We start from the raw sequence: 23,402 nt of genomic DNA on the forward strand, positions 1-23,402 counted from the left end.
GCTCGATCAGGCTGAGCATGTCCGGCGTGATCTGCGTCGCGCCTTGCGGCACACGGTTCTCGGGCACTGCCACTTCACGTCCGGAGCCCACCGCGGCCGCCAGCGCGGCCAGGGTCGGCTGGGCAAACAGCACGCGCACGTCGGCATCCAGCCCGGCCTTGCGCATGCGCTCGATCAGGCTCACCGCCAGCAGCGAGTGGCCGCCCAGCTCGAAGAAGTGGTCATGGCGGCCGATTTGTTCGACCTTGAGCACCTCGGCCCAGATCGCGGCCAGCGCGGTTTCGATCTCACCTTGCGGCGCCTCGAAGGCACGGCTGACCAACGCGTCGCTGCCCGGCTGCGGCAAGGCACGGCGGTCGAGCTTGCCGTTGGCAGTCAGCGGCAGCGCGTCCAGGCGCACGTAAGCCGACGGCAGCATGTAGTCCGGCAGCACGCCTTGCAGACGCTCATGCAGCTCGCCGATGGTCGGCGCCTGGCCGGTGAAGTACGCCACCAGGCGCTTATCGCCCGGCACATCCTCGCGCACGATCACGGCGGCATCGCGTACACCCGGGCACTCGCCCAGGCGTGCCTCGATCTCGCCCAGCTCGATACGGAAGCCCCGCAGCTTGACCTGCTGGTCGGCGCGTCCCAGGTAACGCAGGGTACCGTCGGCCTGCCAGCTCACCAGGTCGCCGCTGCGGTACATCGTGCCGCCGTTGAACGGATCCGGCAGGAAGCGCTCAGCGGTCAGCTCCGGCTGGCCCAGGTAGCCCAGGGCCACGCCGTCACCGGCGATATACAACTCGCCCACCGCTCCCACCGGCAGCAATTGCTGGCGAGCATCAAGCACATAGCAGCGGCTGTTGCCGATCGGCTTGCCAATCGGGATGCTGCCCTCGCCCACCTCGGTGATGTCGTGGGTGGTGCTGAAGGTGGTGGCCTCGGTCGGGCCGTAGCCATTGAGCAGGTGTTGCGGCGCGCCATCGCGCAGTACCCGGGTAATCACCGTCGGGTCCAGCACATCGCCACCGACCATCAGGTAGCGCAGGCCACGGAACGCCGGCAGCAAATCGTCGGCGAACTGATGGAACAGGCCAGCGGTGAGCCACAGCACGGTGACGCCCTGCTCCAGCAGCACTTCGCGCAGGCCCTGGCGCGACAGCACCGTGTCCTGGTCGACCACCACCACCGCGCCGCCGTTGAGCAGTGGCGCCCAGACTTCCAGGGTGCTGGCGTCGAACGCCGGGTTGGAAGCAAAGGCCACGCGGTCCTGGCGGTTGAAATCGGCAAAGCCGTTGTTGATCACCAGGCGCACGATGGCCCGGTGCGGTACCTGCACGCCTTTCGGCGTGCCGGTGGAGCCAGAGGTGTACATGATGTACGCCGCGCTGCCGGCGTCCACCGCCAGGCCCAACGGCGCATCGGCATAACCGCTCAGGTCGAGGCGGTCGAGTTCGACTCGGCGTGCGCCGTCCACCTGGGGCTGGTCGCTGTGGGTCAGCACCAACCGCGCCTGGCTGTCGGCCACCATGAACGCCTGACGCTCGACCGGCGCATTGCCGTCCAGCGGCACGTACACCGCCGCGCACTTGCTCACGGCCAGCTGGGCCGCCAGCAGATCGAACGAGCGAGGCAGCAGCAAGGCCACGCGGTCACCGGCCCGAACGCCCTGTTCAAGCAGGTAATAGGCCAGACGATTGGCCTGGGACTCGAGCTGGGCAAAAGTCCATCGACGCTGACCATGGACTGCCGCCAGTGCATCCGGTGAATTCACGGCCTGGGCTTCGAACAACCGGTGCACGGCCAGGTCACGCGGGTAGTCCCGTGCCGTGCCGTTGAACTGCTGCACCACGCGCTCACGCTCCGCCTCCGGCAAGCGATGCAGGCTGTGCAAGGCGCTCATCGGCGCCTGTTCCAGCGCCGTGACCAGTTGCAGCAGCGCCATGCGCAGCAGCTGGCAGACCCGGCCACCGTCCACTGGCGCCACGACCTGCACCGTCAACCTGAAGTCATTACCGTAATCGTCGACGCTGACCACCAGCGGATAATTGCTGCGTTCCTGCGCGGTCAGCAGCTCGATCCCGGCCCAAGCCGGCCCCTGGGCGGGTTGGCCGGCACTGTGGCGATAGTTCAACAAGCTGGTGAACAGCGCCTGGGACGCCGGCACGCCACTGCAACGCTGGGCCAGGGCCAGGGACGCCTGTTCGTGGGCCAGCAGGCGTGCCAGGCGTTGGTGGGTCAGACGCACGCCATCGGCGACGCCCGCAGCCCCCACGCTGACCCTCAGCGGCAAGGTATTGATGAACATGCCCAGCGCCCGGTCGGCGCCCTCGCCGCCCTGCAGGCGACCGAGCAGCACGGTGCCGAATACCACTTCCTCGCGGCCAGACAACTGCGCCAGCACCTGGCCCCAGGCCTGGTGCACCAGGCTGGCCACGCTGATCCCCAGCGTCCTCGCCTGGCCACGCAGGCGTGCGCCCAGTTCCGGTTCCAACGACTGACGGGTTTCACCGACCTGGCGAGTATCAACCTCGGCCTCACGCAATCCGAACACCTCGGTCGGCGCGTCGATATCGCCCAGCAGCTCGCGGAACAGCGCCTCGTCGGCCCGCGGATCGGCGCCCAGGCGCGCCTGGGCTACATAGTTGCGGTACGGCACGCTGTCCGGCAGCGCCGTCTGCCCTTGCAGCAAGGTACCGATCTCGGCCACCAGCTGCTCCACGGCAGTGTGGTCGAGGAGGATATGGTGCAGCAGCAGGGTCGCCTCCAGGCGCCCGGCCTGGACCTGGCTGCTCAGGCGCAACAGTGGCGCCTGCCCCAGATCGAGCCGCAGCGTCTCCAGCGCCGGGCTTGGCACCAGCGGCGCCTCGCGCCAGACCACCTGCACCGCCTCGTCGAGGCCCTGCCAGTGCAGGCTGGTGCGCAGGATGTCGTGACGGACGATGACCTGGTTCAGTGCCGCGACGAACGCGTCCAGCTCGGCTTGCCCGGCAAAGGCGAAACGCGCCTGCACCACATAGGGGTCGGCGCCTTCACTGGCCAGGTGATGGTAGAGGATGCCCTGCTGCAACGGCGCCAGGCCGTAGATATCCTGGACATTGGCCAGGCCACCGGGGATCTGCCGCACCAGCGCATCGATGGCGTCCTGGTCGAGGCTGGCCAGGGGCAGCATATCCGGGGTGATCCGCGTGCAATCGGCGGGGATGCGGTTGGCCGGCACGGCGACGGCCGCATGCCCGCCCACCGATGCGGCCAGCGCTGCCAGGGTAGGCTGGCTGAACAGCACCCGCACATCGGCTTGCAGCGCCTGCTGGCGCATGCGTTCGACCAGACGCACCGCCAGCAGCGAGTGACCGCCCAACTCGAAGAAGTTGTCGTCTCGGCCTACCGCCTCGACCCCGAGCAGGTCAGTCCAGATCGCCGCCAGGGCGGTCTCGACCGGCCCCTCGGGTGCCTGGTACTGCCGCGTCGGTGCCTCGGGCGCCGGCAGGGCCTTGCAGTCGACCTTGCCGTTCGGTGTCAACGGCATGGCCTCAAGGTGGATGAACAGTGCCGGCACCATGTACTCGGGCAATTGCCCCAGCAGATGCTCACGCAGCTCTTGCGCGACCTGGGCCTGACCGCTGTGGTAGGCCACCAGGCGTGGGCCGCTGTGCGGGTGCTGGTGAACCAGCACCAGCGCCTCGCGCACGCCAGGCAGACGGTTCAGGCAGGCCTCGATCTCGCCCGGCTCGATACGCAGGCCGCGCAGCTTGACCTGATGGTCGTTACGGCCAATGAACGCCAAGTTCCCGTCCGCGCGCTGACGCACCAGGTCACCGCTGCGGTACAGGCGCTCGCCCTCTACGAACGGACTGTCGATAAAGCGCTCGGCCTGCTGCCCGGCCAGCCCCAGATAGCCCCGCGCCACCCCCGCGCCACCGATGTGCAAGTGCCCGGCCACGCCCCACGGCAGTGGCTGATCGGCGTCGTCGAGGACGTACAGGCGGGTATTGTCGATGGGTCGGCCGATCGGCAGCGCGCCGTGGGGCACAGGTTGTCCGGGCTCCAGGGTGAAGACGGTGCAGTCGACCGTGGTTTCGGTGGGTCCGTAGACGTTGTGCAGGCGCACCTGCGGCAGTCGCTCGCGCACCTGGCGCGCCAGGGACTCGGTCAGCTCGCCGCCACCGCAAACGATATCGGTCAGGCTCGTGCACTGCGCGCTGCGCGCCTGCTCGACGAACTGCTGCAACAGCGCCGGCACGAACTGCACCACGCTGACCTGCCGTTCGATGATCTCCCGTGCGACATAATCCGCGTCGCGCTGGCCGTCCGCTCGCGCCAGCACCAGGCGCAACCCGCTGCCCAGCGGCCAGAACAGCTCCCACACCGAGGCGTCGAAACTGATCGGCGTCTTGTGCAGCAGCGCGCCGTCAGCGCTGGTCGGGCACAGCCCGGCGGCCCAGCGCACCAGGTTGACCACGCTGCGGTGCTCGACCATCACCCCCTTGGGCGTGCCGGTGGAGCCAGAGGTGTAGATCACATAGGCCAGGTGCCGTGGGGTGAGCCCGGCCACCCGTGGGCGGGTGGCCGGCAAGGCTTCCCAGGTCGGCTGGTCGAGGTCGACCTGCGGTACCGCCACCTCGCCCGCTACCTCGCGGGTAGCGCTGTGGACCAGCACCGCCAGCGGCGCGCTGTCTTCGAGCATATGACGGATGCGCCCGGCCGGGTAACCCGGATCGAGCGGCACGTAGGCGCCACCCGCCTTGAGGATGGCCAGCAGGCCGACCACCATCGACACGCCGCGCTCGATGCAGATCGCCACCCGGTCGTCAGGTTTTACCCCAAGTTCGATCAGGTGATGGGCCAGGCGGTTGGCCTGCTCGTCGAGTTGGCGATAGCTCAGTCGCTCGCCATCGGCCTCCAGCGCAACGGCGCTGGGGCGCGCCTGCGCCTGGTGTTCGAACAGGGCGTGCAGCGGCAGGTCCAGGTCATGGTCGACCGCCGTGTCATTGCAGTCCACCAGCAGGTGATGGCGTTCCTCGACCGTCAGCACCGGCAGGTCCAGCAAAGGCCGCTCGGGCTGCTGCTCGAGCGCCTCCACCAGCCCTTCGAAGACTTGCCGCAACTGCCCGCACACGCGCTCGGCGCCCCACTCGGCGAGCGCCTGGACCGTGAGGCGCAGGTCCTCGCCCAGGTCGTCGACGGCCAGGCTCAAAGGGTAGTTGGTGCGTTCCTCGGCCCCCACCACATCGATGCCCGGCGCCACCGCGATCACCTCGGCCGCATCGCCCGCGGCACTGTGGCGGTAGTTGAGCATGCTGTTGAACAGCGGCGTCGGTGCCAGCACGCCGCTGCAGCGCTGGGCCAGGGCCAGGGGCGCCTGCTCATGGCCGAGCAACGCCGTCAGTTGCCGATGGGTGACCAACAGCGCCTCACGCACGCCCTGCCCACGCAGGTCGACGCGCAGCGGCAAGGTGTTGATGAACATCCCCAGGGCCTGTTCGGCGCCCTCACCCGCCGCCATGCGCCCGAGCAGCACACTGCCGAACACCACCGACTCACGTCCAGACAACGCCCCCAGCAGGCGCGCCAGCCCCAGGTGCATGATACTGGCCGGGCTCACCCCGAGCAGCCTGGCCTGGGCCCGTAGGCGCTGGCTGAAGCCGGAAGCCAGGGTCAGCCTGGCTTCCTCCATGGCCTGGCCGGCCACCTCCTGGACGCCAAAGGCCAGGGTCGGCTCGTCGATATCGGCGAGCATGGCGCCGAAGAAGGCCTCATGGGCCTGTTCATCCTGGGTCTGCCGACTTCTGGCCAGCAGGTCGCGGAACGGCACCGGGGCCGGCAGTCGCTCGCCCTCACCCGCCAGGTAGGCCTGGATCTCGCGGCGTACGATATCCAGCCCGGTGTGATCCATGACGGTGTGATGGAACAGCAGCAAGGCCAGAACCTCGCCGTCGCGGGCCTGGGCATGCACCAGGCGCAACAGCGGCGCCTGGCCCAGGTCCATGCGATAGCGGTGGGTGTCGAAGCGCTCCCGCAACTGTCCCAGCGCATCCCCGTCGTCGTTCAGCTCGACGGCCTCGCAGACCAGCGGCGCCTTGCGCCACACCACCTGCAGCGGCTGGTCGAGGTATTCCCAGGCCAGCGCCGTGCGCAGGATGTCGTGGCGCTGGATCACCCAGTCGAGGGCCTCGGCGAACGCCTGCAGGCGTACAGGGCTGGCAAAGCGCAACTGCGCCTGCAACACGTAGGGGTCGCCCTCGGCCGCCGTGAGGTAGTGGTAGAGCATGCCCTCCTGCAGCGGTGCCAGCGGGTAGATGTCCTGCAGGTTGGCCGCGCCGCCGGGCAAGGTGGCGACGATGCGGTCGATGGCCGCCTGGTCGAGGCCGGCCAGGGGCAGCATGTCGGGGGTGATGCGCAACGCCGGGCTCAGCCAACCGTGGTCCAGGCCGGCGAGCATCTCCAGCAGCGCCGGCTTGTGGGCCGCCAATGCATCCCACAGGGCGTCATCGAGGGTGTCTTCATCGCCTTCGACGATCAGGTCGGCCTCCTCGCGCTGGAGTCGGATCGCACGGGTGGAGAGCGCTGCCATGAGTTCGTTGAAGAGCATTGGTAAGCATCCTGCTTTAGCCAGTCGGAAATGCTCGGAACGCTAATGGATCGAGGGGGGGTGGGCTGACATGGGAAGGGGGGACAACAGGTGTTCGACAGGGGCGTTGCGCTGCCCGGGAGCCACCCCGTCAGCCCCCATCATTGCAATTGCCCCCCGCCTGCCCCAAGCTCTGCGGTACCGCCACCCCGGACCGCCAGATGCAACGACGCCACCTGATCCTGATCGCCCTGCTGCTTGTACTGGTACTGCCCATCGCGATCGGCTACCTGTGGCGTGACCAGCAGCCCGCGGCGCCCAGCCTGCCGCCGCACAGCTACGCCAAGGCCCTGCGCCAGGCCCACGACGGCCTGCCGGGCGCCGCCCGGGTGCTCTACCAGCAGCTGCAACGCGACGACCTGCCACCGATCCGCCGTGCCGCGCTCTACGTCGAGCTACCCAACTACCCATCGCCACAGGCACTGAAGCTGGCCCAGCAAGACCTGGAGCACGCCGACCCGCTGGTCCGCCGCGCCGCCATCGCCAGCATCCGCCGCCTGCTGCCGGCCGCCCAGCGCAGCCTGGTGCTGGGCCCGCTGCTGGAGGATGACGAGCAAAGCGTGCGTTTCGCCGCGGTAGACGCGCTGCTAGGCCTCGACCCTGACGCCATCGGTCTGTACTTTGGCCCCTTGCAGGATGCCCTGGAGCAATACGAGCAGACCCTGGAGCAACAGCCCGATGACGCCGCGGCCCAGGTGCACCTGGCCCGGCTGTACATGCATGAGCAAGCCTACGACGCTGCCACCAGGGCCCTGCAACGCAGCCTGACGGTGGCGCCCGAGGGGCTGGACGCCCTGGCCACCCAGGTGCGCCTGCTGGAGCAGCAAGGCCGTCACGACGCCTCCCGTGAAGTGCTGGCCAAGGCCCTGGCGCTACGCCCCGACTCGGCGTTCCTGCAATACGAGCTGGGGCTGTGGCTGACCCGTCACGAGCAACAGGAATACGCCCTGCTGGCGCTGGCCCGCGCGGTCGAACTGGAGCCGGAAAACAACGATTATCGCTACACCCTGGCTGTCACCCTGCACCAGCTTGAGCAAATAGATGCCGCGCAGAAGCAGCTGGAAACCGTGCTCAACCGCCAGCCCGCCAACCGCCGGGCGCGGGTGTTGCTGATCGAGTACTGGAAGGAAACCGGCCAACTGCAGAATGTCCAGGTCCTGCTAGCCGAGCTGGAACGACAGAATCCGGACGATCCCTACCTGCAGCAGGGGCTCTGAGCCCTTCTTTCAGGCCTGCAACATACGCTGGATCTTGACCACCAGCGTCTGCAACGAGAACGGCTTGAACATCAACGCCGTGCCCGGCTCGTCGAGCAACGCCTGCTCGACCGGGTCGCTGGTGAAGCCGGTAATGAACAGGATTTTCTGCTCCGGCTTCATCATCCGCAGCGCCTTGGCCACCTGGCGCCCACTGAAGCCTCCCGGCAAACCGATATCGGTGATCACCAGGTCGAACGGGCCGCGATGCCGGAACTCGCCCAGTGCGCCATTGGCATCGGCCACATCGCACACCTCGAAGCCGCATTCGACCAGCGCCTCTTTCATCAGGCCGCGCAGATTGACTTCGTCATCGACCAACAGCAGCCGCTCGCCCCGGGCCTGAACCGGCAACGCTTCCAGGGCGATGCTCTCGGGCAGCACACCCGAATGGCGCGGGAACATCAGCACTACCCGAGTCCCTTGATCCAAGCTCGATTCGATCCACACCTGCCCGCCCGACTGGCGCACGAAACCATGCACCATGGGCAACCCCAGGCCCGCCCCCTGTCCCAACGGCTTGGTGGTGAAGAACGGCTCGAAGGCCCTCGCCACATCCTCCCGGGACATGCCGTGGCCATCGTCCTCGATCTGCAACGTGACGTAGTCGCCCGCCGGTAGACTGGCCGGCCCCTCGCTGGCCAACGCCAAGCGCTCGTTGGAGGTCCTGATCGTCAGGGTGCCCTGGCCAAGACAGGCATCCCGGGCATTGCTGCAAAGGTGCAGGAGGGCGTTGCGCAACTGATCGGCGTCGACCTGCAACAACCAGGGCGCGACATCCAGTTGCCAATCCAGGTGCATTTCGGCGCCGAGGGTCTGGCGCAACATCGGCTCCATCTCCTGCAGCAGGCGATTGATATTCAGTGGGTTGGGCGACAGCGGCTGGCTACGGGCGAACGCCAGCAGGTTCTGGGTCAGGCCAATGGCGCGCTGGGCACATTCGCGGGCCATCTGCACATATTCCTCGACACGCTCCATCCGCCCCTGGGCCAGGCGCCGCTCGAGCAGTTCGAGGCTACTGCCGACACCGGACAGCACGTTGTTCATTTCATGCGCCAGGCCACCCGCAACCTTCACCACGGTTTCCATGCGCTGGCCGTCCCGCACCGCCGCCTCGGCCAGGCGCTGGACCGCCTGGCGGTCAGCGGTAATGTCCCGTCCCACCAGCGCGGGCAATGCCGGATCGGCAACCCCGGTCCAGCGGAACCAGCAATAGTGCCCTTCGTTGTGCCTGACCCGAGCATCGAATGCCGTCATGCCCTGCCCCTGCAGCAGCGACTTCAATGCAAGCTGGGCTTCGGTGCGATCGGCGGGGTGAAACAGTTCAGGCAACTTCACCTGCAGATGCGACGCCTCGCCCCAGCCCAGCGAGCGATGCCAGGCAGGATTGGCCGAGCGCACGTGCAGGTTGGCATCGAGCATCAGCATCACGTCGGGCGACAGCTGCCAGGTATGTTGCGGATCGCTCAGGTACTGCTCCAGGCGCGCCTCGAAGGACAGCGCCAGTTCACGCCACTCACGCCCGGTCTCGAAACTGGCGGTGGTCTCGATCAGGGCATGCAGGAAGCCGGCAACCTCACCCTGGTCGTTACGGATAGGTGAATAGCAACCCGTCACCCAGGCCGTCGCCGCGAAGCCCTCTCGATTGACAGGCAACGGCGCGTCCTCGATCAGGCTGCCCTGCCCCTTCAGCACCTTGAACACCGCCGCGCCCATGCCCTCCCAGTTCTGCGCCCAGAGTGCATCGAAGGACTGCCCCTGATGGCCACCCTCACCGCCCAGCAGGGCCTGGTAGGGTTGGTTGTGAATCACGGTCAGCGCCGGGCCCCAGACCAGCGCACAGGGAAACGGAGACAGCAATACCATGTCGGCGGCGATACGCAGGGCGGGCGGCCAGGACGTCAGCGGCCCCAGCGGGGTCGTGAACCAGTCGAAGTCGGCGATGGGCTTGCCCATGGTGGCCAGCGGGGAGGAAGGCGGTGCCAGGTGAATGACCTGGATCTCGCCCTCGCCGGCATGCAGGTCAGCGGCCAATATCTTCGTCCCACAGCTCGGGCTTTTCCTCGATGAACCGGCGCATCAGCGCCTTGCAGGCCTCATCGTCGTGTACATCCAGGCGTACACCCCGGCTGCCGAGCAGTTTTTCCTCTCCCAGGAACGTGGTGTTCTCACCGATGACCACGTGCTTGATGCCATACAGCAGGATAGCCCCGCTGCACATGGCACAAGGCGACAAGGTGGTATAGAGGGTGGATTCCTGGTACACCCGGGCAGGCTGTCTACCGGCATTTTCCAGGGCGTCCATCTCGCCATGCAGGATGGCGCTACCGTTCTGCACCCGGCGATTATGGCCGCGGCCGATGATCTTGCCGTCGTGCACCAGCACCGAGCCGATCGGGATGCCGCCCTCCTCGAGCCCCTTGCGAGCCTCGTCGATGGCGGCCTGCAGGAAAGTGGAAGTGCCCTTGTCCATGGTTTCTCCCCGGTAATGCATCGAATTTGCAGCAGCCTAGCACAGCGTTCGCCGCCCGTGGCGCATTGCGTGGCGAGGGCTATGCTGATAAGGCTTTCGCTCCTGCTGGCCAACCGTTTTCCCATGGATTCGACGGGCATGCACACATGAACAAGAAGCTCCTGGTCGTGCTGACCAATACCGCCAAGTACCCCACCATCCCGCGTGCCACAGGACTGTGGCTGGGTGAGGCCGTGCACTTCATCGACAAGGTGCAGCAGGCAGGCTTTGCCGTCGACTACGTCAGTCCGGCGGGCGGCTACGTGCCCATCGACCCGCACAGCCTGCGCATGGCGCCGGAGCTGGACTGGCAGTGGTACGACGACAAGACGTTCATGAACCGCCTGGGCGCCACATTGAGCCCCGGGCAGGTCAAGGCCGAGCAGTACAGCGCGATCTACTACACCGGCGGACATGGCGTGATGTGGGACTTCCCCGACAACCAGCCGCTGCAAGAACTCGCGCGGCGCATCCATGAGCGCGACGGCGCTGTCGCTGCGGTGTGCCATGGCGTGGTGGGCCTGCTCAATATCAAGCTCAGCGACAACAGCCTGCTGCTCAAGGGGCGCAGGGTGACCGGGTTCTCCAACACCGAGGAGAAACTGGCGGAACTGGACGAGGTGGTGCCGTTCCTGACCGAAAACGAGCTGGGCGCCCGTGGCGGCGAGTACAGCAAGGCGGACGATCCCTGGGCGCCTTACGTGGTGGAGGATGGCAGCCTGATCACCGGGCAGAATCCGGCCTCCACCACCGGGGTGGCCGAGGCGGTGATTCGCTACTTGCGCAACCGGTAGCTCCCACAAAAGCATCGCGGGGCCAGCCCGCTCCCACGCCCGTCATGGCGTGGGAGCGGGCTGGCCCCGCGATGGGTCTTGCAGGTAAGTCGTATTACTCGACGCTCAGCACGCCACGACGCACCTGGTCACGCTCGATCGACTCGAACAGCGCCTTGAAGTTGCCTTCGCCGAAGCCGTCGTCACCCTTGCGCTGGATGAACTCGAAGAACACCGGGCCCAGCAGGGTTTCCGAGAAGATCTGCAGCAGCAGGCGCTTGTCGCCCGGCGCGGAGGCGCCATCGAGCAGGATGCCGCGGGCCTGCAGCTGGTCGACCGGCTCGCCGTGCCCTGGCAGGCGCTCCTCGAGCATCTCGTAGTAGGTCTGCGGCGGCGGGGTCATGAAGCGCATGCCCAGGCCCTTGAGGGCGTCCCAGGTCTTGAGCAGGTCGTCGGTGAGGAAGGCCACGTGCTGGATGCCTTCGCCGTTGAACTGCATCAGGAACTCTTCGATCTGTCCCGCCCCTTTCGACGATTCCTCGTTGAGCGGAATGCGGATCATGCCGTCCGGCGCGGTCATCGCCTTGGAGGTCAGGCCGGTGTACTCGCCCTTGATGTCGAAGTAGCGGATTTCGCGGAAGTTGAACAGCTTTTCATAGAAGTTGGCCCAGTAGGCCATGCGTCCGCGATAGACGTTGTGGGTCAGGTGGTCAATGATCTTCAGGCCCGCGCCGACCGGGTTGCGGTCCACGCCTTCGATGAACTTGAAGTCGATGTCATAGATCGAGCTGCCTTCCTCGTAGCGGTCGATCAGGTACAGCGGCGCGCCACCGATACCCTTGATCGCCGGCAGGCGCAGTTCCATCGGGCCGGTTTCGATTTCCACCGGCTGGGCGCCCAGTTCCAGGGCGCGAGCATAGGCTTCATGGGCGTTGCGCACGCGGAAGGCCATGCCGCACACCGATGGGCCATGCTCGGCGGCGAAGTACGAGGCGATGCTCTGGGGCTCGTTGTTCAGGATCAGGTTGATGCCGCCCTGGCGATACAGGTGCACATCCTTGGAGCGGTGGCTGGCCACCTTGGTGAAACCGAGAATCTGGAATACCGGCTCCAGCACGCCTGGGGTCGGTGAGGCGAGCTCGATGAATTCGAAGCCTTCCAGGCCCATCGGGTTGTCGAAGATATCTGCCATGTGGGTGTCCTCATCTATAAGCGAAAAACGGTTTATTACAGGCTTTGGATGTGGAGATGGCGTGGTGGTGAGCAAGGGATCCCGCGCACGCTGCGGGCCAGGAAGTCACCAATGATCAGCTTGAACCCATGGTATGTCATATGGACCCATTCTCGGCGGGCTTGATTCCCCGGGAGGCGGAGAACCTTATTGTTGTATTCGTAACCCGATTCTACAGTGCGTAAATTTGTTTGTCGCGCTTTAGTTCGCAGGCTGTTCCGACAAACGGCTATTCTCAGCAGCATCCCGTCGCCTTGCAGAAGGTCCACCCGCACATGCCCCTGACCGCCAAACGCCCCGCCCGCTGGAGTTGGCGCGCCCTGCTGCCCTGGGGTGTCGGCGTGCTGCCGCTGCTGTGCGGGCTGGCGGTGATGCGCTGGCAGACCGAACAGGAACTGCAAGCCAGCAGCCAGGCCACGGCCCGCGAAGTGGGCGGCCATGTCGAAGCAATCCTCGACAGCCTGTCCAGCGCCGCCCATCACCTGCTGCCCAAGGCCGGGCTACCCTGCGACGAGGTGCAGTTGGCCCTGCGCATCGAGGTGACGCGCAACGCCTTCGTGCGCTCGACCAACCTGTTCGACCACGACCGGCTGTACTGCACCTCGCTGTTCGGCGACTTCGACGAGCCGGTGGATGCCAAGGACTACACCAATGGCCAACTGTGGCTGATGAATGGCAACTCGGTCACCCCGGGACAGGCCCTGCTGGTCTACCGGGTCAGCCAGGAAGGCCGTGGCGACCGTGGCGCGATCACTACTGTGGATGGCCGCCACCTGCTCACCGCGCTGCACCTGATCGGCGCCGACAACCTGGTAAAGGTGCATGTCGGCCATCACTGGATGGGCAGCGATGGCCAGGTTCACGACGGCAAGCCGCCGCTCGCGGCCACCGCCGCCGCGCAGTATGCCTCCACCCGTTATCCGTTCGATGTGCACGCTGGCTACGAAGAAGGCAAGCAGGCCGCGTTGATGCGCTCGCGCTACCCCGCCCTGCTGAGCCTGCTGCTGATGCTGGGCGTGGCGGCCGGCGCCGCCTGCCGCTGGCAGATCCGCCGCGCCAGCTCATCGCGGGGCGAGCTGGACCGGGCCCTGGATGCCGACGAGTTCTTGCCGTACTTCCAGCCGGTGGTACGCAAGGGGGATTACCGCTGGGCCGGTGTCGAGGTGCTGATGCGCTGGCAGCACCCTCGCGAAGGGCTGGTGCGCCCCGACCTGTTCATTCCCTACGCCGAGCACAGCGGCCAGATCGTCGCCATGACCCGGGCCCTGATGCTGCACACCGCCCAAGCCCTGGCCCCGCATGCGGCGCTGCTGGAGGACGGTTTCCATGTCGGCATCAACATCACCGCCGACCATTGCCGCGACCTGGGCCTGCTCGACGACTGCCAGACCTTCCTCCAGCACTTCCCGCCCAAGCGCGTGGTACTGACCCTGGAGCTGACCGAACGCAAGCTGATCGAGCCGACTCCGGTGACGTTGGAACTGTTCGAGAAGCTGCACGACATGGGCGTGATGATCGCCCTGGACGACTTCGGCACCGGCCAGTCCAGCCTCAACTACCTGCGCCAATTCCAGGTCGACTACCTGAAGATCGACCAGAGCTTCGTCGCCATGATCGGCGGCGACGCCCTGTCCCAGCATATCCTCGACACCATCATCGAACTCTCGGCCAAGCTGGGCCTGGGCATCGTCGCCGAAGGCGTGGAGACCGAGGTACAGCGCGACTACCTGGCACGCCACGAAGTGGATTTCCAGCAGGGCTACCTGTTCGCCCGGCCGATGCCCGCCGACGAACTGCTGCTGGCCCTGGCCGCCCAGCCAGGTAGCCCGCAGTTGCCGCCGGGCAATGGCCCTGAGATCATGCGCGGCTGATCCGCCCGCTCACTTCCCGTTTTCCGAGGCATTCGTGTCAAAAGGCATTCTTTCGTCGGTCATGGCGTCCTGTCTGTTCGCCGTGATGTACTTCTATACCTCCTTCCTCAAGCCCCTGGACGGCGAGGAGATCTTCGGCTGGCGCACCCTGCTGACCCTGCCCTGCCTGACGCTGTTCATGCTGGTCTCGAAAGACTGGAAACGGGTCGGCGAGCTGCTCGGGCGGGTGCGCCGCGCACCGCTGCTGCTGCTCGGCATGGTCGGCACTTCGTGGCTGATGGGCGTGCAGTTGTGGCTGTTCCTCTGGGCGCCTCTGCACGGGCGCAGCCTGGAAGTGTCGATGGGCTACTTCCTGCTGCCACTGGCCATGGTGCTGACCGGGCGGCTGGTGTACGGCGAACGCCTGTCGCGCATGCAGAAGGTCGCGGTGAGCTTCGCCGTGCTCGGGGTTGGCCACGAGCTGTACCAGCACGGCAGCTTCGCCTGGGAAACCCTGCTGGTGATGATCGGCTACCCGATCTACTTCGTCCTCAGACGGCGCTGCCGCACCGACCACCTGGGCGGCCTGTGGTGCGACATGTGCCTGCTGCTGCCGTGGGCCCTGTACTTCGTGATCCAGGGCCCGCTGTCGGCGGCGGACCTGGCCGAGCACCCGGGCCTGTACGGGCTGATCCCGCTGCTCGGGGCGATCAGCGCCTGTGCCCTGATCGCCTACGTGCTGGCCAGCCGTCTGTTGCCGTTCAGCCTGTTCGGCCTGCTCAGCTACGTCGAGCCGGTGCTGCTGGTGGGCGTGGCCCTGCTGCTGGGCGAGACCATCGGCCCCGACCAGTGGCTGACCTACCTGCCGATCTGGGGCGCCGTGCTGGTGCTGGTGCTCGAAGGCATCAAGCACCTGCTGCGTCAGCGTCGGCGTTCGGTGTAAGGCGCACCTGGCGCACCCGACGCTCCTCCACCGCCACCACGGTCATGGTCCAGCCGTTCCAGGCCAGGTGATCACCCACCACCGGCAGGCGGTCCAGCAGGCTCATCACCAGGCCCGCCAGGGTCTGGTAGTCCTCGGTGGCACGGGCGGCGAAGCCTGTGCGCGCCTGGACCTGGGCCAGGTTCAGGGCGCCACTGACCACGAAACCGCCCGCCTCCTCGACCACGCCCGGCCCCTCCACCTCGCTCGCATCCGGCAGCTCGCCGGCAATCGACTCGAGGATGTCGGTCATGGTCAGCACCCCGGTGAAGTCACCGAATTCGTTGACCACGAAGGCGATGTGGGTGGACTGGGCGCGCATCTGCTCCAGGGCGTTGAGGATGCTGAAGCTCTCCAGCAGGTTCAACGGCGCCCGGGCCAGATGTTCCAGCGCCGGCTGGTTACCGCCCAGCAGTTCCTTGAGCAGCTCCTTCTTGTGCACGTAGCCCAGCGGTTCCTCGATACGCCCGTCGCGGATCAGCGGCAGGCGCGAGTACGACGAGTTGACCAGCATCTGGGTGATCGCCTCGGCCGGCTGCGACAGGTCGATGGCATCGACCTTGGCCCGCACCGTCATCACCGTGCGGATCGGCCGCTCGGCCAAGTTGAGCACGCCACTGATCATCACCCGCTCACGGCGGTCGAAGACCACCTGCTCGTCACCACCGGCCACCAGGTCGGCGATCTCCTCGCCCACCTCGTCGGCCTCGACCCGGCGCCCACCCATCAGGCGCAGCACCGCGTGGGCCGTGCGCTCACGCAATGGCCGGTGCTGATGCAGGCTGCGCTTGCGACGGGCGCGGGCCAGCTGGTTGAACAGCTCGATCAACAGCGAGAAGCCGATGGCCGCGTACAGGTAGCCCTTGGGAATATGGAAGCCCAGGCCTTCGGCGGTGAGGCTGAAGCCGATCATCATCAGGAAGCCCAGGCACAGCATGATCACTGTCGGGTGTTCGTTGACGAAGCGGGTCAGCGGCTTGCTGGCGACAATCATGATACCGATGGAGAAGATCACCGCGATCATCATCACCGACAGCTGTTCGACCATGCCCACGGCGGTGATCACCGCGTCCAGCGAGAACACCGCGTCGAGCACCACGATCTGCGCGACGATCGGCCAGAACGCCGCGTGACGGGTCACGCCGCCGCTCTGGGCGACATGACCCTCGAGGCGTTCGTGCAGTTCCATGGTGGCCTTGAACAGCAGGAACACGCCACCGAACAGCATGATCAGGTCACGGCCGGAGAAGGTCTTGCCGAACACCTCGATCAGCGGCGCGGTGAGGGTCACCATCCACGAGATGCTGGCCAAAAGGCCCAGGCGCATGATCAGCGCCAACGACAGGCCGATCACCCGGGCGCGGTCGCGCTGGTGCGGCGGCAGTTTGTCGGCAAGAATGGCGATGAACACCAGGTTGTCGATACCCAGCACCAGCTCGAGGACGATAAGCGTCAACAGGCCCAGCCAGGCCGTGGGGTCGGCTAGCCATTCCATTAGCGGGTACTCACAGGGGCGGCGTCACGAAGACGGGGGAAGGAAGGCCGGGACGGCCAGGGACTGGGGGGCTCCGCGAAGGTGCTCATATAGACCTTGATAGAAAATAGGGATGTCGATCCTACAATCGAAGCAGATTTCTCTGATAGCGCAAAACTATTACAAAAGCTGTAACAGGTGCGGCAGGGCATTTTTGTTCAATACGCCCGTCACGGTCTTAGCCAGGATAGCCACACCCTCCTCCTGCATGGAAACCTCCAATGAGCCTGACATTGTCCATGGCAGCCTTTGCCCTGGCTGCCTCCATCTCCCCCGGCCCGGTCAACATCGTTGCCCTCGGCAGCGGCGCACGCCATGGCTTGCGGGCCAGCATCGGGCATGCCGCCGGCGCCACCCTGGGTTTCTGTCTGCTGCTGGTGCTGGTGGGGCTGGGCGTGCATGAGCTGTTGCTGCGCTGGCCGTTGCTGGGGCGGTTGCTGCACTGGGGTGGCGTGCTGTTTCTGCTGTACATGGCCTGGAAACTGGCCAGTGACGATGGCGGACTGGGTGCCGACGACAACCGGCGAGCGCCCAGCGCCTGGCACGGCGCGGCCATGCAGTGGCTGAGCCCCAAGGCCTGGCTGGCGGCGGTGGCCGGGATCGGCGCCTATACCGGCGGCGAGCAGCAGTTGCTGTGGCAGTTCACCTGGATCTACGGGCCGATCTGCTTCGTCTCCGTCGCCAGCTGGGCCTGGGCCGGCAGCGTGATCCGCCAGTACCTGGCCGAGCCCTGGCGGATGCGCCTGCTCAATCGGGTGCTGGCGGGGTTGCTGGTGGCGAGCGCGGTTTACCTGATGGTGTGAGGCTATTGGACCGCCCGCTCACATGGAACATGAACGCAACACTTGGGTTCAACAAAGATAGCGTGGGAGCGGGCTTGCCCCGCGATCACCGGCAAAGCCGGTGCCATACATCGCATCGCGGGGCAAGCCCGCTCCCACGCTGGTGATGCTTGCAACTCTGTTCTCTGCGCTACAGCGTAGCCCAAAGGGTTGGGCGATCTCCCGCGCAGGTGGGACATGCCTGGTATTCAGCCATTGCGATAATGCCCAGGCGTGGTCGCCAGGTGGCGCTTGAAGGCCCGCTGCAGGTGCGCCTGGTCGGCGAACCCCGCCTCCAGCGCAACCTCGGCAATCGGCCTGCCGGCCCGCAGTTGCGCCCGGGCGTGCTGCACCCGCTGGTCGAGCAGGTAGCCATGGGGCGTCAGGCCGAAGCGCTTGCCGAACGCGCGGATCAGGTAGGCCCGTGACAGCCCCGCCGCAGCGCAGATGTCCTCCAGCGTCAGCGGGTCGAGGCGATGGGCACGGATGAACGCGGCGGCCAGCTCAAGACGTGGATGGCGTGGTGGCTGGCCGCTCGCGTCCGCCTCCAGCACCTGCGCCAAGCCCCTGAAGAACGCCTCCAGCTGCGCCTCCCGACCCTCGTTGCCGGGCTCGAACAACCCGGCGAACAGCGCCAGCAACTGCCCGTACAGCACCGCCGATGTGCTCAAGGTCGCCGAGGGCAGCGCGAAGCCACGCGCCAGCAGCCAGGGCATGTCGACGAACAGCATCAGGTACGACCAGAGCTCGCCCTGGATCGGGTTGCAGGTGTGCACCACGCCCGGGTTCATCAGCACCGTGCTCCCCGCCGCCACCTCATGCCGGGCGTTGCCGGTCAGGTAGGTGCTGCGCCCACCGGTAATCACGCCGATGGAGAAACTCTCGTGGGAATGGGCCGCATAGCACACCTTGCGGCCGTCCCCCACGCGCCGGGCTTCGACAAAGGGCAATGCCGGATCACGCCAGAACCGCGAGACCTCGATCATCGCCCCGCCCTCACCCCTCGCCGCCCTGCACCACCACCAGCAACTGCGCCTGGCGCTCGCCGACCGAACGCAGGCGGTGCGGGGTCTGGGCATTGAAATGCAGGGCATCGCCCGCCTCCAGCAACACCCGTTCGCTCATGAAGTCCACCTCCACCTGGCCCTCGTGGACGAACAGGAACTCCTCGCCTTCGTGCTCCTTGAAAGTCGGGTCGCTGAACGCGGTCGGTGGCTGGATCAGGAACGGCAGCAGGCTGCGCTGGCCAACCTGGGAGGTCAGCACCGCATATCCCGGCCCCTCGCCACCACCCACCAGCGCCTGGCGCTCGCCGCGGCGCACCAGGCTGTAGCGCGCCTGGCCGTCGTGCTCGCCGTCGAACAGCTCCTCGACATTGACGTTCAGCGCCCGCGCCAGCTTCAGCGCGGCGGCGATCGACGGCGTGTTGAGGCCGCGCTCGACCTTGGACAGGTAACTCTTGGTCATGCCGGACTTGTCGGCCAGTTGCTCAAGGGTGATGCCCAGTTTCTTTCTCAGCAGTTTCAGTCGGATAGACATGTGACGCGGGTTTCCCGAACAAACGCACTTGCTTATGACACTTTGTGTCATATAGGATTATTTGTGTCATCTGATGGCTCGCCCCCTCACCGTCCAAAGCTCGGGGGCGAGCCAGCCCTGACATCCGTCATCACGCCACAGAGGAAAGCTCCCCATGGCCAATACCCTTACCCTCAGCAAAGACCAGCTGGTGCAAAAGGCACTGACACAGATGCAAGGCTCGCTTGCCGATAATACGTGGACTGTGCGCGAAAAGCTGGCCCTGACCTGCCGAATTCTCTTCGATAACGGCCACGACTCGGGCCTGGCCGGGCAGATCAGCGCCCGCGGCCCGCAGCCGGGCACCTTCTACACCCAGCAACTGGGCCTGGGCTTCGACGAAATCACCGCCGGCAACCTGCTGCTGGTCAACGAAGACCTCGAAGTGCTCGAAGGCCAGGGCATGCCCAACCCGGCCAACCGCTTCCACAGCTGGGTGTACCGCGCCCGCCCCGACGTCAACTGCATCATCCACACCCACCCCACCCACGTCGCCGCGCTGTCGATGCTCGAAGTGCCGCTGCAGGTCTCGCACATGGACCTGTGCCCGCTGTACGAGGACTGCGCGTTCCTCGAGGCCTGGCCGGGCGTGCCGGTGGGCAATGAGGAAGGCGAGATCATCAGCGCCGCCCTGGGCGACAAGCGCGCCATCCTGCTCTCGCACCACGGCCAGCTGTCCACCGGCACCAGCATCGAGCAGGCCTGCGTCTACGCCCAACTGATCGAGCGCGCCGCGCGCCTGCAACTGCTGGCGATGGCCGCCGGCACCATCAAGCCGATCGCCCCGGAGCTCGGCCGCGACGCCCACGACTGGATCGACCGGCCCAAGCGCCACGGCGCCGCCTTCAACTATTACGCCCGGCAGGCGCTGCGCCAGCACGCCGATTGCCTCGCCTGACCCCATCTTGCCTTGCTTGCGGAGCCACACACCATGACCACTCGATTCCACGGCATCATCGGCTACACCATCACCCCGTTCACCCAGGACGGTGAACAGCTTGACCTGCCGGCCCTGGGCCGCTCCATCGACCGCCTGATCGACGGCGACGTCCACGCCATCGCGCCGCTGGGCAGCACCGGCGAAGGCGCCTACCTGAGCGACGGCGAATGGCAGCAGGTCGCCCAGTACAGCCTGGAGCGCATCGGCAAGCGCGTGCCGAGCATCGTCAGCGTCTCCGACCTGACCACCGCCGGCGCCGTGCGCCGCGCCCGCTTCGCCCAGCAGCACGGCGCCGACGCGGTAATGGTGCTGCCGGCGGCCTACTGGAAACTCAGCGAAGCCGAGATCGTCCAGCACTACCGCGCCATCGGCGCGGCCATCGACCTGCCGATCATGCTCTACAACAACCCGGCCACCAGCGGCACCGACATGCCGGTGGAGCTGATCCTGCGCATCGTCCGCGAGGTGGACAACGTGACCATGGTCAAGGAGAGCACCGGCGACATCCAGCGCATGCACAAGCTGCAACTGCTCGGTGAAGGCCAGGTACCGTTCTACAACGGTTGCAACCCGCTGGCGCTGGAAGCCTTCGTGGCGGGCGCCACGGGCTGGTGCACGGCGGCGGCCAACCTGATTCCCGAACTGAACCTGCGGCTGTACCAGGCGGTGCAGAACGGTGAGCAGGAACAGGCCAAGGCGCTGTTCTACCGCCAACTGCCGTTGCTTGACTTCATTCTCAAGGGAGGTTTGCCGGCGACCATCAAGGCTGGCCTGGAGATGACCGGGTTGCCGGTGGGCGAGCCGCGCCGGCCGGTGTTCGGGCTGGATGCCCAGGGCCGCGACCAGCTGAAGGCGCTGCTCGACGCCTTGTATCAGGGCTGACATCGTCAACGTGCCTGTGGGGGGCCACTCCCACAGGTCATCTACACACTTGAGAACACCGCCCCGACCCGGACGGTGTTCTGATCAGCGCTGGCGCGCCACCTGCCACAACCGCGCCACATCCCCGGCCCGCGCCTTCAGCAGCGTCTCGGCTTGGTCACAGGCCTGCTCCAAGGTCATCGGTCCGCTGGCCAAGGCAAAGGCGGCGTCGATGCCCTGTGCGTACAACTGCTCGTAACCGGCCCCCAGGGTCCCCGCCAAAACCACCACCGGTACACCATGTCGCCTGGCCACGCGCGCCACCCCAAGCGGCGTCTTGCCGCGCAGGGTCTGGGCATCGAAGCGTCCTTCGCCGGTGATCACCAGGTCCGCGCCCTGCACCAGGCCATCGAGCCCGGCCAGCTCGGCGACCACCTCGACGCCCGGGCGGAACTGCGCGCCCATGAACGCCTTGGCGGCAAACCCCATGCCCCCGGCCGCGCCGCTGCCCGGCTGGTCACGCACATCCGTGCCCAGCAAGCCTGCGCAATGGTCGGCGAAATGTGCCAGGGCCTGGTCCAGGGCCTGCACCTGCTCGGGGCTGGCGCCCTTCTGCGGGCCGAAGATCGCCGAAGCACCATTGTCCCCGCACAACGGGTTGTCGACATCGGCGGCAACCTCCACCTGGACCTGCGCCAGGCGCGGGTCCAGGCCGCTGGCGTCGATGCGCGCCAATTGCGCCAGGGCCAGTCCGCCCTCGGCCAACGGTTCGCCCTGGGCATCCAGCAAGCGCAGGCCCAACGCCCGCAACATGCCGCTACCGCCATCATTGGTGGCACTGCCGCCGATGGCCAGGACGATGCGCGAGGCACCGGCCGCCAACGCCGCCGCCACCAGTTCGCCGGTGCCCCAGGTGCTGCTGCGGCAAGCGTCGCGCTGGCCGTTGGGCACCAGCTGGATGCCACTGGCCTGGGCCATCTCGATCACCGCCGTGCGGCTCTCGGCCAGCCAACCCCAACCCGCCTCGACCGTCTCGCCCAACGGGCCGCGCACCACCTGGCGACGCAGTTCGCCATGGCTGGCGGCGACGATCGCCTCCATGGTGCCTTCGCCGCCATCGGCCATCGGGCATTCGATGCGCTCGGACGCCGGCCAGACTTCGGCCAGGCCGGCGGCGATGGCGCGGGCGACACCGGCAGCATCGAGGCTGTCCTTGAACGAGTCGGGGGCGATGACGATCTTCATGGGGATTCTCCTGTCCTGTTGTCGCGCATGCTGACAGGTGTACGCCACGCCAGCCTCGGTCGGATGCACAAAACCCAGGGGCGTTGATTGGGCGGATGCCTCTACAGCCCCTTTGCCGGCAACAACTGCAACCCCAAATACAGGCTCAGCATCCCCTCCATCCGCAACGGGTCCACCTCCCCCAGCTCGGCGATCCGCTCCAGCCGATAGCGCAGGCTGTTGCGATGGATTCCCAGGGCCTCGGCGCAGGCCTGGCTCTGCCCGTCATGGGCGCACCAGGCACGCAGGGTGAGCAGCAACTGGCCACTGGCGTCCTTGGCGCGGATGCGCTGCAACGGTTCGAGCAGCTCATCCAGGGCATCGTCGTTGCGATGCCGCCAGAGCAAAGCCGGCAAGCGGTAGCGCTCCAGGCTCAGCAGACGCTCGTCAGGCAGCACTTCACGGCCGTAGGCCTGCAGGTCGCGAACCCGCCGATAACCACGGCGCAACTGCTCCAGGCTCTGCGCCGGGCTGCCCAGGGCCAGGCGTTCGACGTCCCAACCATGGCGCTGCAGGCGCTCGAACAGGCGCGGCTCGTCCAGCACCACGCCCGCCGGGCGGCACCATAGCAGCGACTGGCGTGCGGGACTGACGCACCAACTGTCCGGGTAGCGACTCATCAGCCAGGCTGACAGGGCCTCGGCAGGCGGCCCGGCGCGCAGCTCGAACAGACAAGGGATCCGTGGCAGGTTGGGCTTGAGCCCCAATTGCTGGGCCTCGTCGACCAGGCGCGGTGACTCACCGCTGCCGCCCAGCAGCAGCGCCAGCAGGTCGTCGCAGCGCTGGCGGCGCCATTGCTGCTCCACCTGCAGGTGACGCTGGGCCAGCAACATCTCGGCGGTCATGCGCACCAGCTCGCCGTAGGTGCGCAGTTGCTGCGGATCACCGGTCAGCCCCAGCACGCCGATCAGCCGGCCATCGAGCATCAGCGGCAGGTTGACGCCGGGCTGCACGCCCTTGAGGCACTTGGCCGCTTCCGTATCCAGCTCGACGATGCGGCCGTTGGCCAGCACCAGTTGCGCGCCTTCGTGACGGGTATTGATGCGCTCGGGCTCGCCACTGCCGAGGATCAGGCCCTGGCTGTCCATCACATTGACGTTGCACGGCAGGATGGCCATCGCCCGGTTGACGATGTCCTGGGCCAGGTCGTGGTCCAGCTCGAACATG

General features: G+C 66.8%; 16 protein-coding genes (1 of these 16 only partly in view). 7 read left to right on the plus strand and 9 right to left on the minus strand.

Annotation, left to right across the window (positions count from 1 at the left end):
• Nucleotides 1-6,574 carry the 5' portion of an amino acid adenylation domain-containing protein gene (locus tag ACZ899_RS08270; protein ID WP_485627563.1) on the minus strand. 1,331 nt of this gene lie to the left of the window's left edge, so 6,574 of the gene's 7,905 nt are visible here — the first part of the coding sequence; it begins with the start codon at nucleotides 6,572-6,574; the stop codon falls past the left edge of the window.
• Between the two features lie 200 nt (nucleotides 6,575-6,774).
• Here ACZ899_RS08270 and ACZ899_RS08275 point away from each other — a divergent pair, with 200 nt between their 5' ends.
• Nucleotides 6,775-7,830 carry a tetratricopeptide repeat protein gene (locus tag ACZ899_RS08275; protein WP_234561419.1) on the plus strand — a complete coding sequence of 352 codons (1,056 nt, stop codon included), beginning with the start codon at nucleotides 6,775-6,777 and terminating at the stop codon, nucleotides 7,828-7,830.
• Nucleotides 7,831-7,839: 9 nt separating this feature from the next.
• Here ACZ899_RS08275 and ACZ899_RS08280 read toward each other — a convergent pair whose 3' ends face one another.
• Nucleotides 7,840-9,903 carry a hybrid sensor histidine kinase/response regulator gene (locus tag ACZ899_RS08280; RefSeq protein ID WP_234561420.1) on the minus strand — a complete coding sequence of 688 codons (2,064 nt, stop codon included), beginning with the start codon at nucleotides 9,901-9,903 and terminating at the stop codon, nucleotides 7,840-7,842.
• Nucleotides 9,893-10,342, minus strand: coding sequence for a nucleoside deaminase (locus ACZ899_RS08285; protein WP_234561421.1), 450 nt, complete (start codon nucleotides 10,340-10,342; stop codon nucleotides 9,893-9,895). Before ACZ899_RS08285 ends, ACZ899_RS08280 begins: the two co-directional genes overlap by 11 nt.
• A gap of 146 nt (nucleotides 10,343-10,488) precedes the next feature.
• On the opposite strand from ACZ899_RS08285, the gene ACZ899_RS08290 reads away from it, so the two are divergent.
• Nucleotides 10,489-11,175 carry a type 1 glutamine amidotransferase domain-containing protein gene (locus ACZ899_RS08290; RefSeq protein WP_485627566.1) on the plus strand — a complete coding sequence of 229 codons (687 nt, stop codon included), beginning with the start codon at nucleotides 10,489-10,491 and terminating at the stop codon, nucleotides 11,173-11,175.
• 94 nt (nucleotides 11,176-11,269) lie between these two features.
• Here ACZ899_RS08290 and hppD read toward each other — a convergent pair whose 3' ends face one another.
• Nucleotides 11,270-12,346, minus strand: coding sequence for a 4-hydroxyphenylpyruvate dioxygenase (gene hppD / locus ACZ899_RS08295; protein WP_234561423.1), 1,077 nt, complete (start codon nucleotides 12,344-12,346; stop codon nucleotides 11,270-11,272).
• 314 nt (nucleotides 12,347-12,660) lie between these two features.
• Between hppD and ACZ899_RS08300 the strand changes: the two genes are divergently transcribed.
• Nucleotides 12,661-14,256 carry an EAL domain-containing protein gene (locus ACZ899_RS08300; RefSeq protein WP_234561424.1) on the plus strand — a complete coding sequence of 532 codons (1,596 nt, stop codon included), beginning with the start codon at nucleotides 12,661-12,663 and terminating at the stop codon, nucleotides 14,254-14,256.
• Between the two features lie 34 nt (nucleotides 14,257-14,290).
• On the plus strand, nucleotides 14,291-15,178 hold the full coding sequence (gene rarD / locus ACZ899_RS08305; RefSeq protein WP_234561425.1) for an EamA family transporter RarD: 888 nt from the start codon (nucleotides 14,291-14,293) through the stop codon (nucleotides 15,176-15,178).
• Here rarD and ACZ899_RS08310 read toward each other — a convergent pair.
• Nucleotides 15,141-16,712, minus strand: a complete 1,572-nt coding sequence (locus ACZ899_RS08310) for a TerC family protein (protein WP_232856506.1) — start codon at nucleotides 16,710-16,712, stop codon at nucleotides 15,141-15,143. The two genes, rarD and ACZ899_RS08310, sit on opposite strands and share 38 nt — an antisense overlap.
• 260 nt (nucleotides 16,713-16,972) lie before the next feature.
• Between ACZ899_RS08310 and ACZ899_RS08315 the strand changes: the two genes are divergently transcribed.
• The gene (locus ACZ899_RS08315) at nucleotides 16,973-17,554 is read left to right on the plus strand and encodes a LysE family translocator (protein ID WP_234561426.1); all 582 of its coding nucleotides are present in this window, start codon (nucleotides 16,973-16,975) and stop codon (nucleotides 17,552-17,554) included.
• A gap of 227 nt (nucleotides 17,555-17,781) precedes the next feature.
• On the opposite strand, the gene ACZ899_RS08320 is transcribed toward ACZ899_RS08315, so the two are convergent.
• Complete coding sequence (locus tag ACZ899_RS08320; RefSeq protein ID WP_234561427.1) at nucleotides 17,782-18,558, minus strand: AraC family transcriptional regulator; 777 nt, start codon at nucleotides 18,556-18,558, stop codon at nucleotides 17,782-17,784.
• Nucleotides 18,559-18,568: 10 nt separating this feature from the next.
• A complete protein-coding gene (locus tag ACZ899_RS08325; RefSeq protein WP_198743306.1) occupies nucleotides 18,569-19,111 on the minus strand; it encodes a helix-turn-helix domain-containing protein in 543 nt (180 codons plus the stop codon).
• Between the two features lie 154 nt (nucleotides 19,112-19,265).
• On the opposite strand from ACZ899_RS08325, the gene ACZ899_RS08330 reads away from it, so the two are divergent.
• The gene (locus ACZ899_RS08330) at nucleotides 19,266-20,048 is read left to right on the plus strand and encodes an aldolase (RefSeq protein ID WP_203647018.1); all 783 of its coding nucleotides are present in this window, start codon (nucleotides 19,266-19,268) and stop codon (nucleotides 20,046-20,048) included.
• A gap of 33 nt (nucleotides 20,049-20,081) precedes the next feature.
• Nucleotides 20,082-20,972 carry a dihydrodipicolinate synthase family protein gene (locus tag ACZ899_RS08335; RefSeq protein ID WP_234561428.1) on the plus strand — a complete coding sequence of 297 codons (891 nt, stop codon included), beginning with the start codon at nucleotides 20,082-20,084 and terminating at the stop codon, nucleotides 20,970-20,972.
• A gap of 84 nt (nucleotides 20,973-21,056) precedes the next feature.
• Here the strand turns inward: ACZ899_RS08335 and ACZ899_RS08340 are convergent, their stop codons facing one another.
• Nucleotides 21,057-22,196, minus strand: a complete 1,140-nt coding sequence (locus tag ACZ899_RS08340; protein WP_234561429.1) for a glycerate kinase — start codon at nucleotides 22,194-22,196, stop codon at nucleotides 21,057-21,059.
• Nucleotides 22,197-22,297: 101 nt separating this feature from the next.
• On the minus strand, nucleotides 22,298-23,401 hold the full coding sequence (locus tag ACZ899_RS08345; protein WP_234561430.1) for a sugar diacid recognition domain-containing protein: 1,104 nt from the start codon (nucleotides 23,399-23,401) through the stop codon (nucleotides 22,298-22,300).
• Nucleotide 23,402: the final 1 nt, after the last annotated feature.

Source organism: Pseudomonas sp. TE31087 (assembly GCF_057284075.1).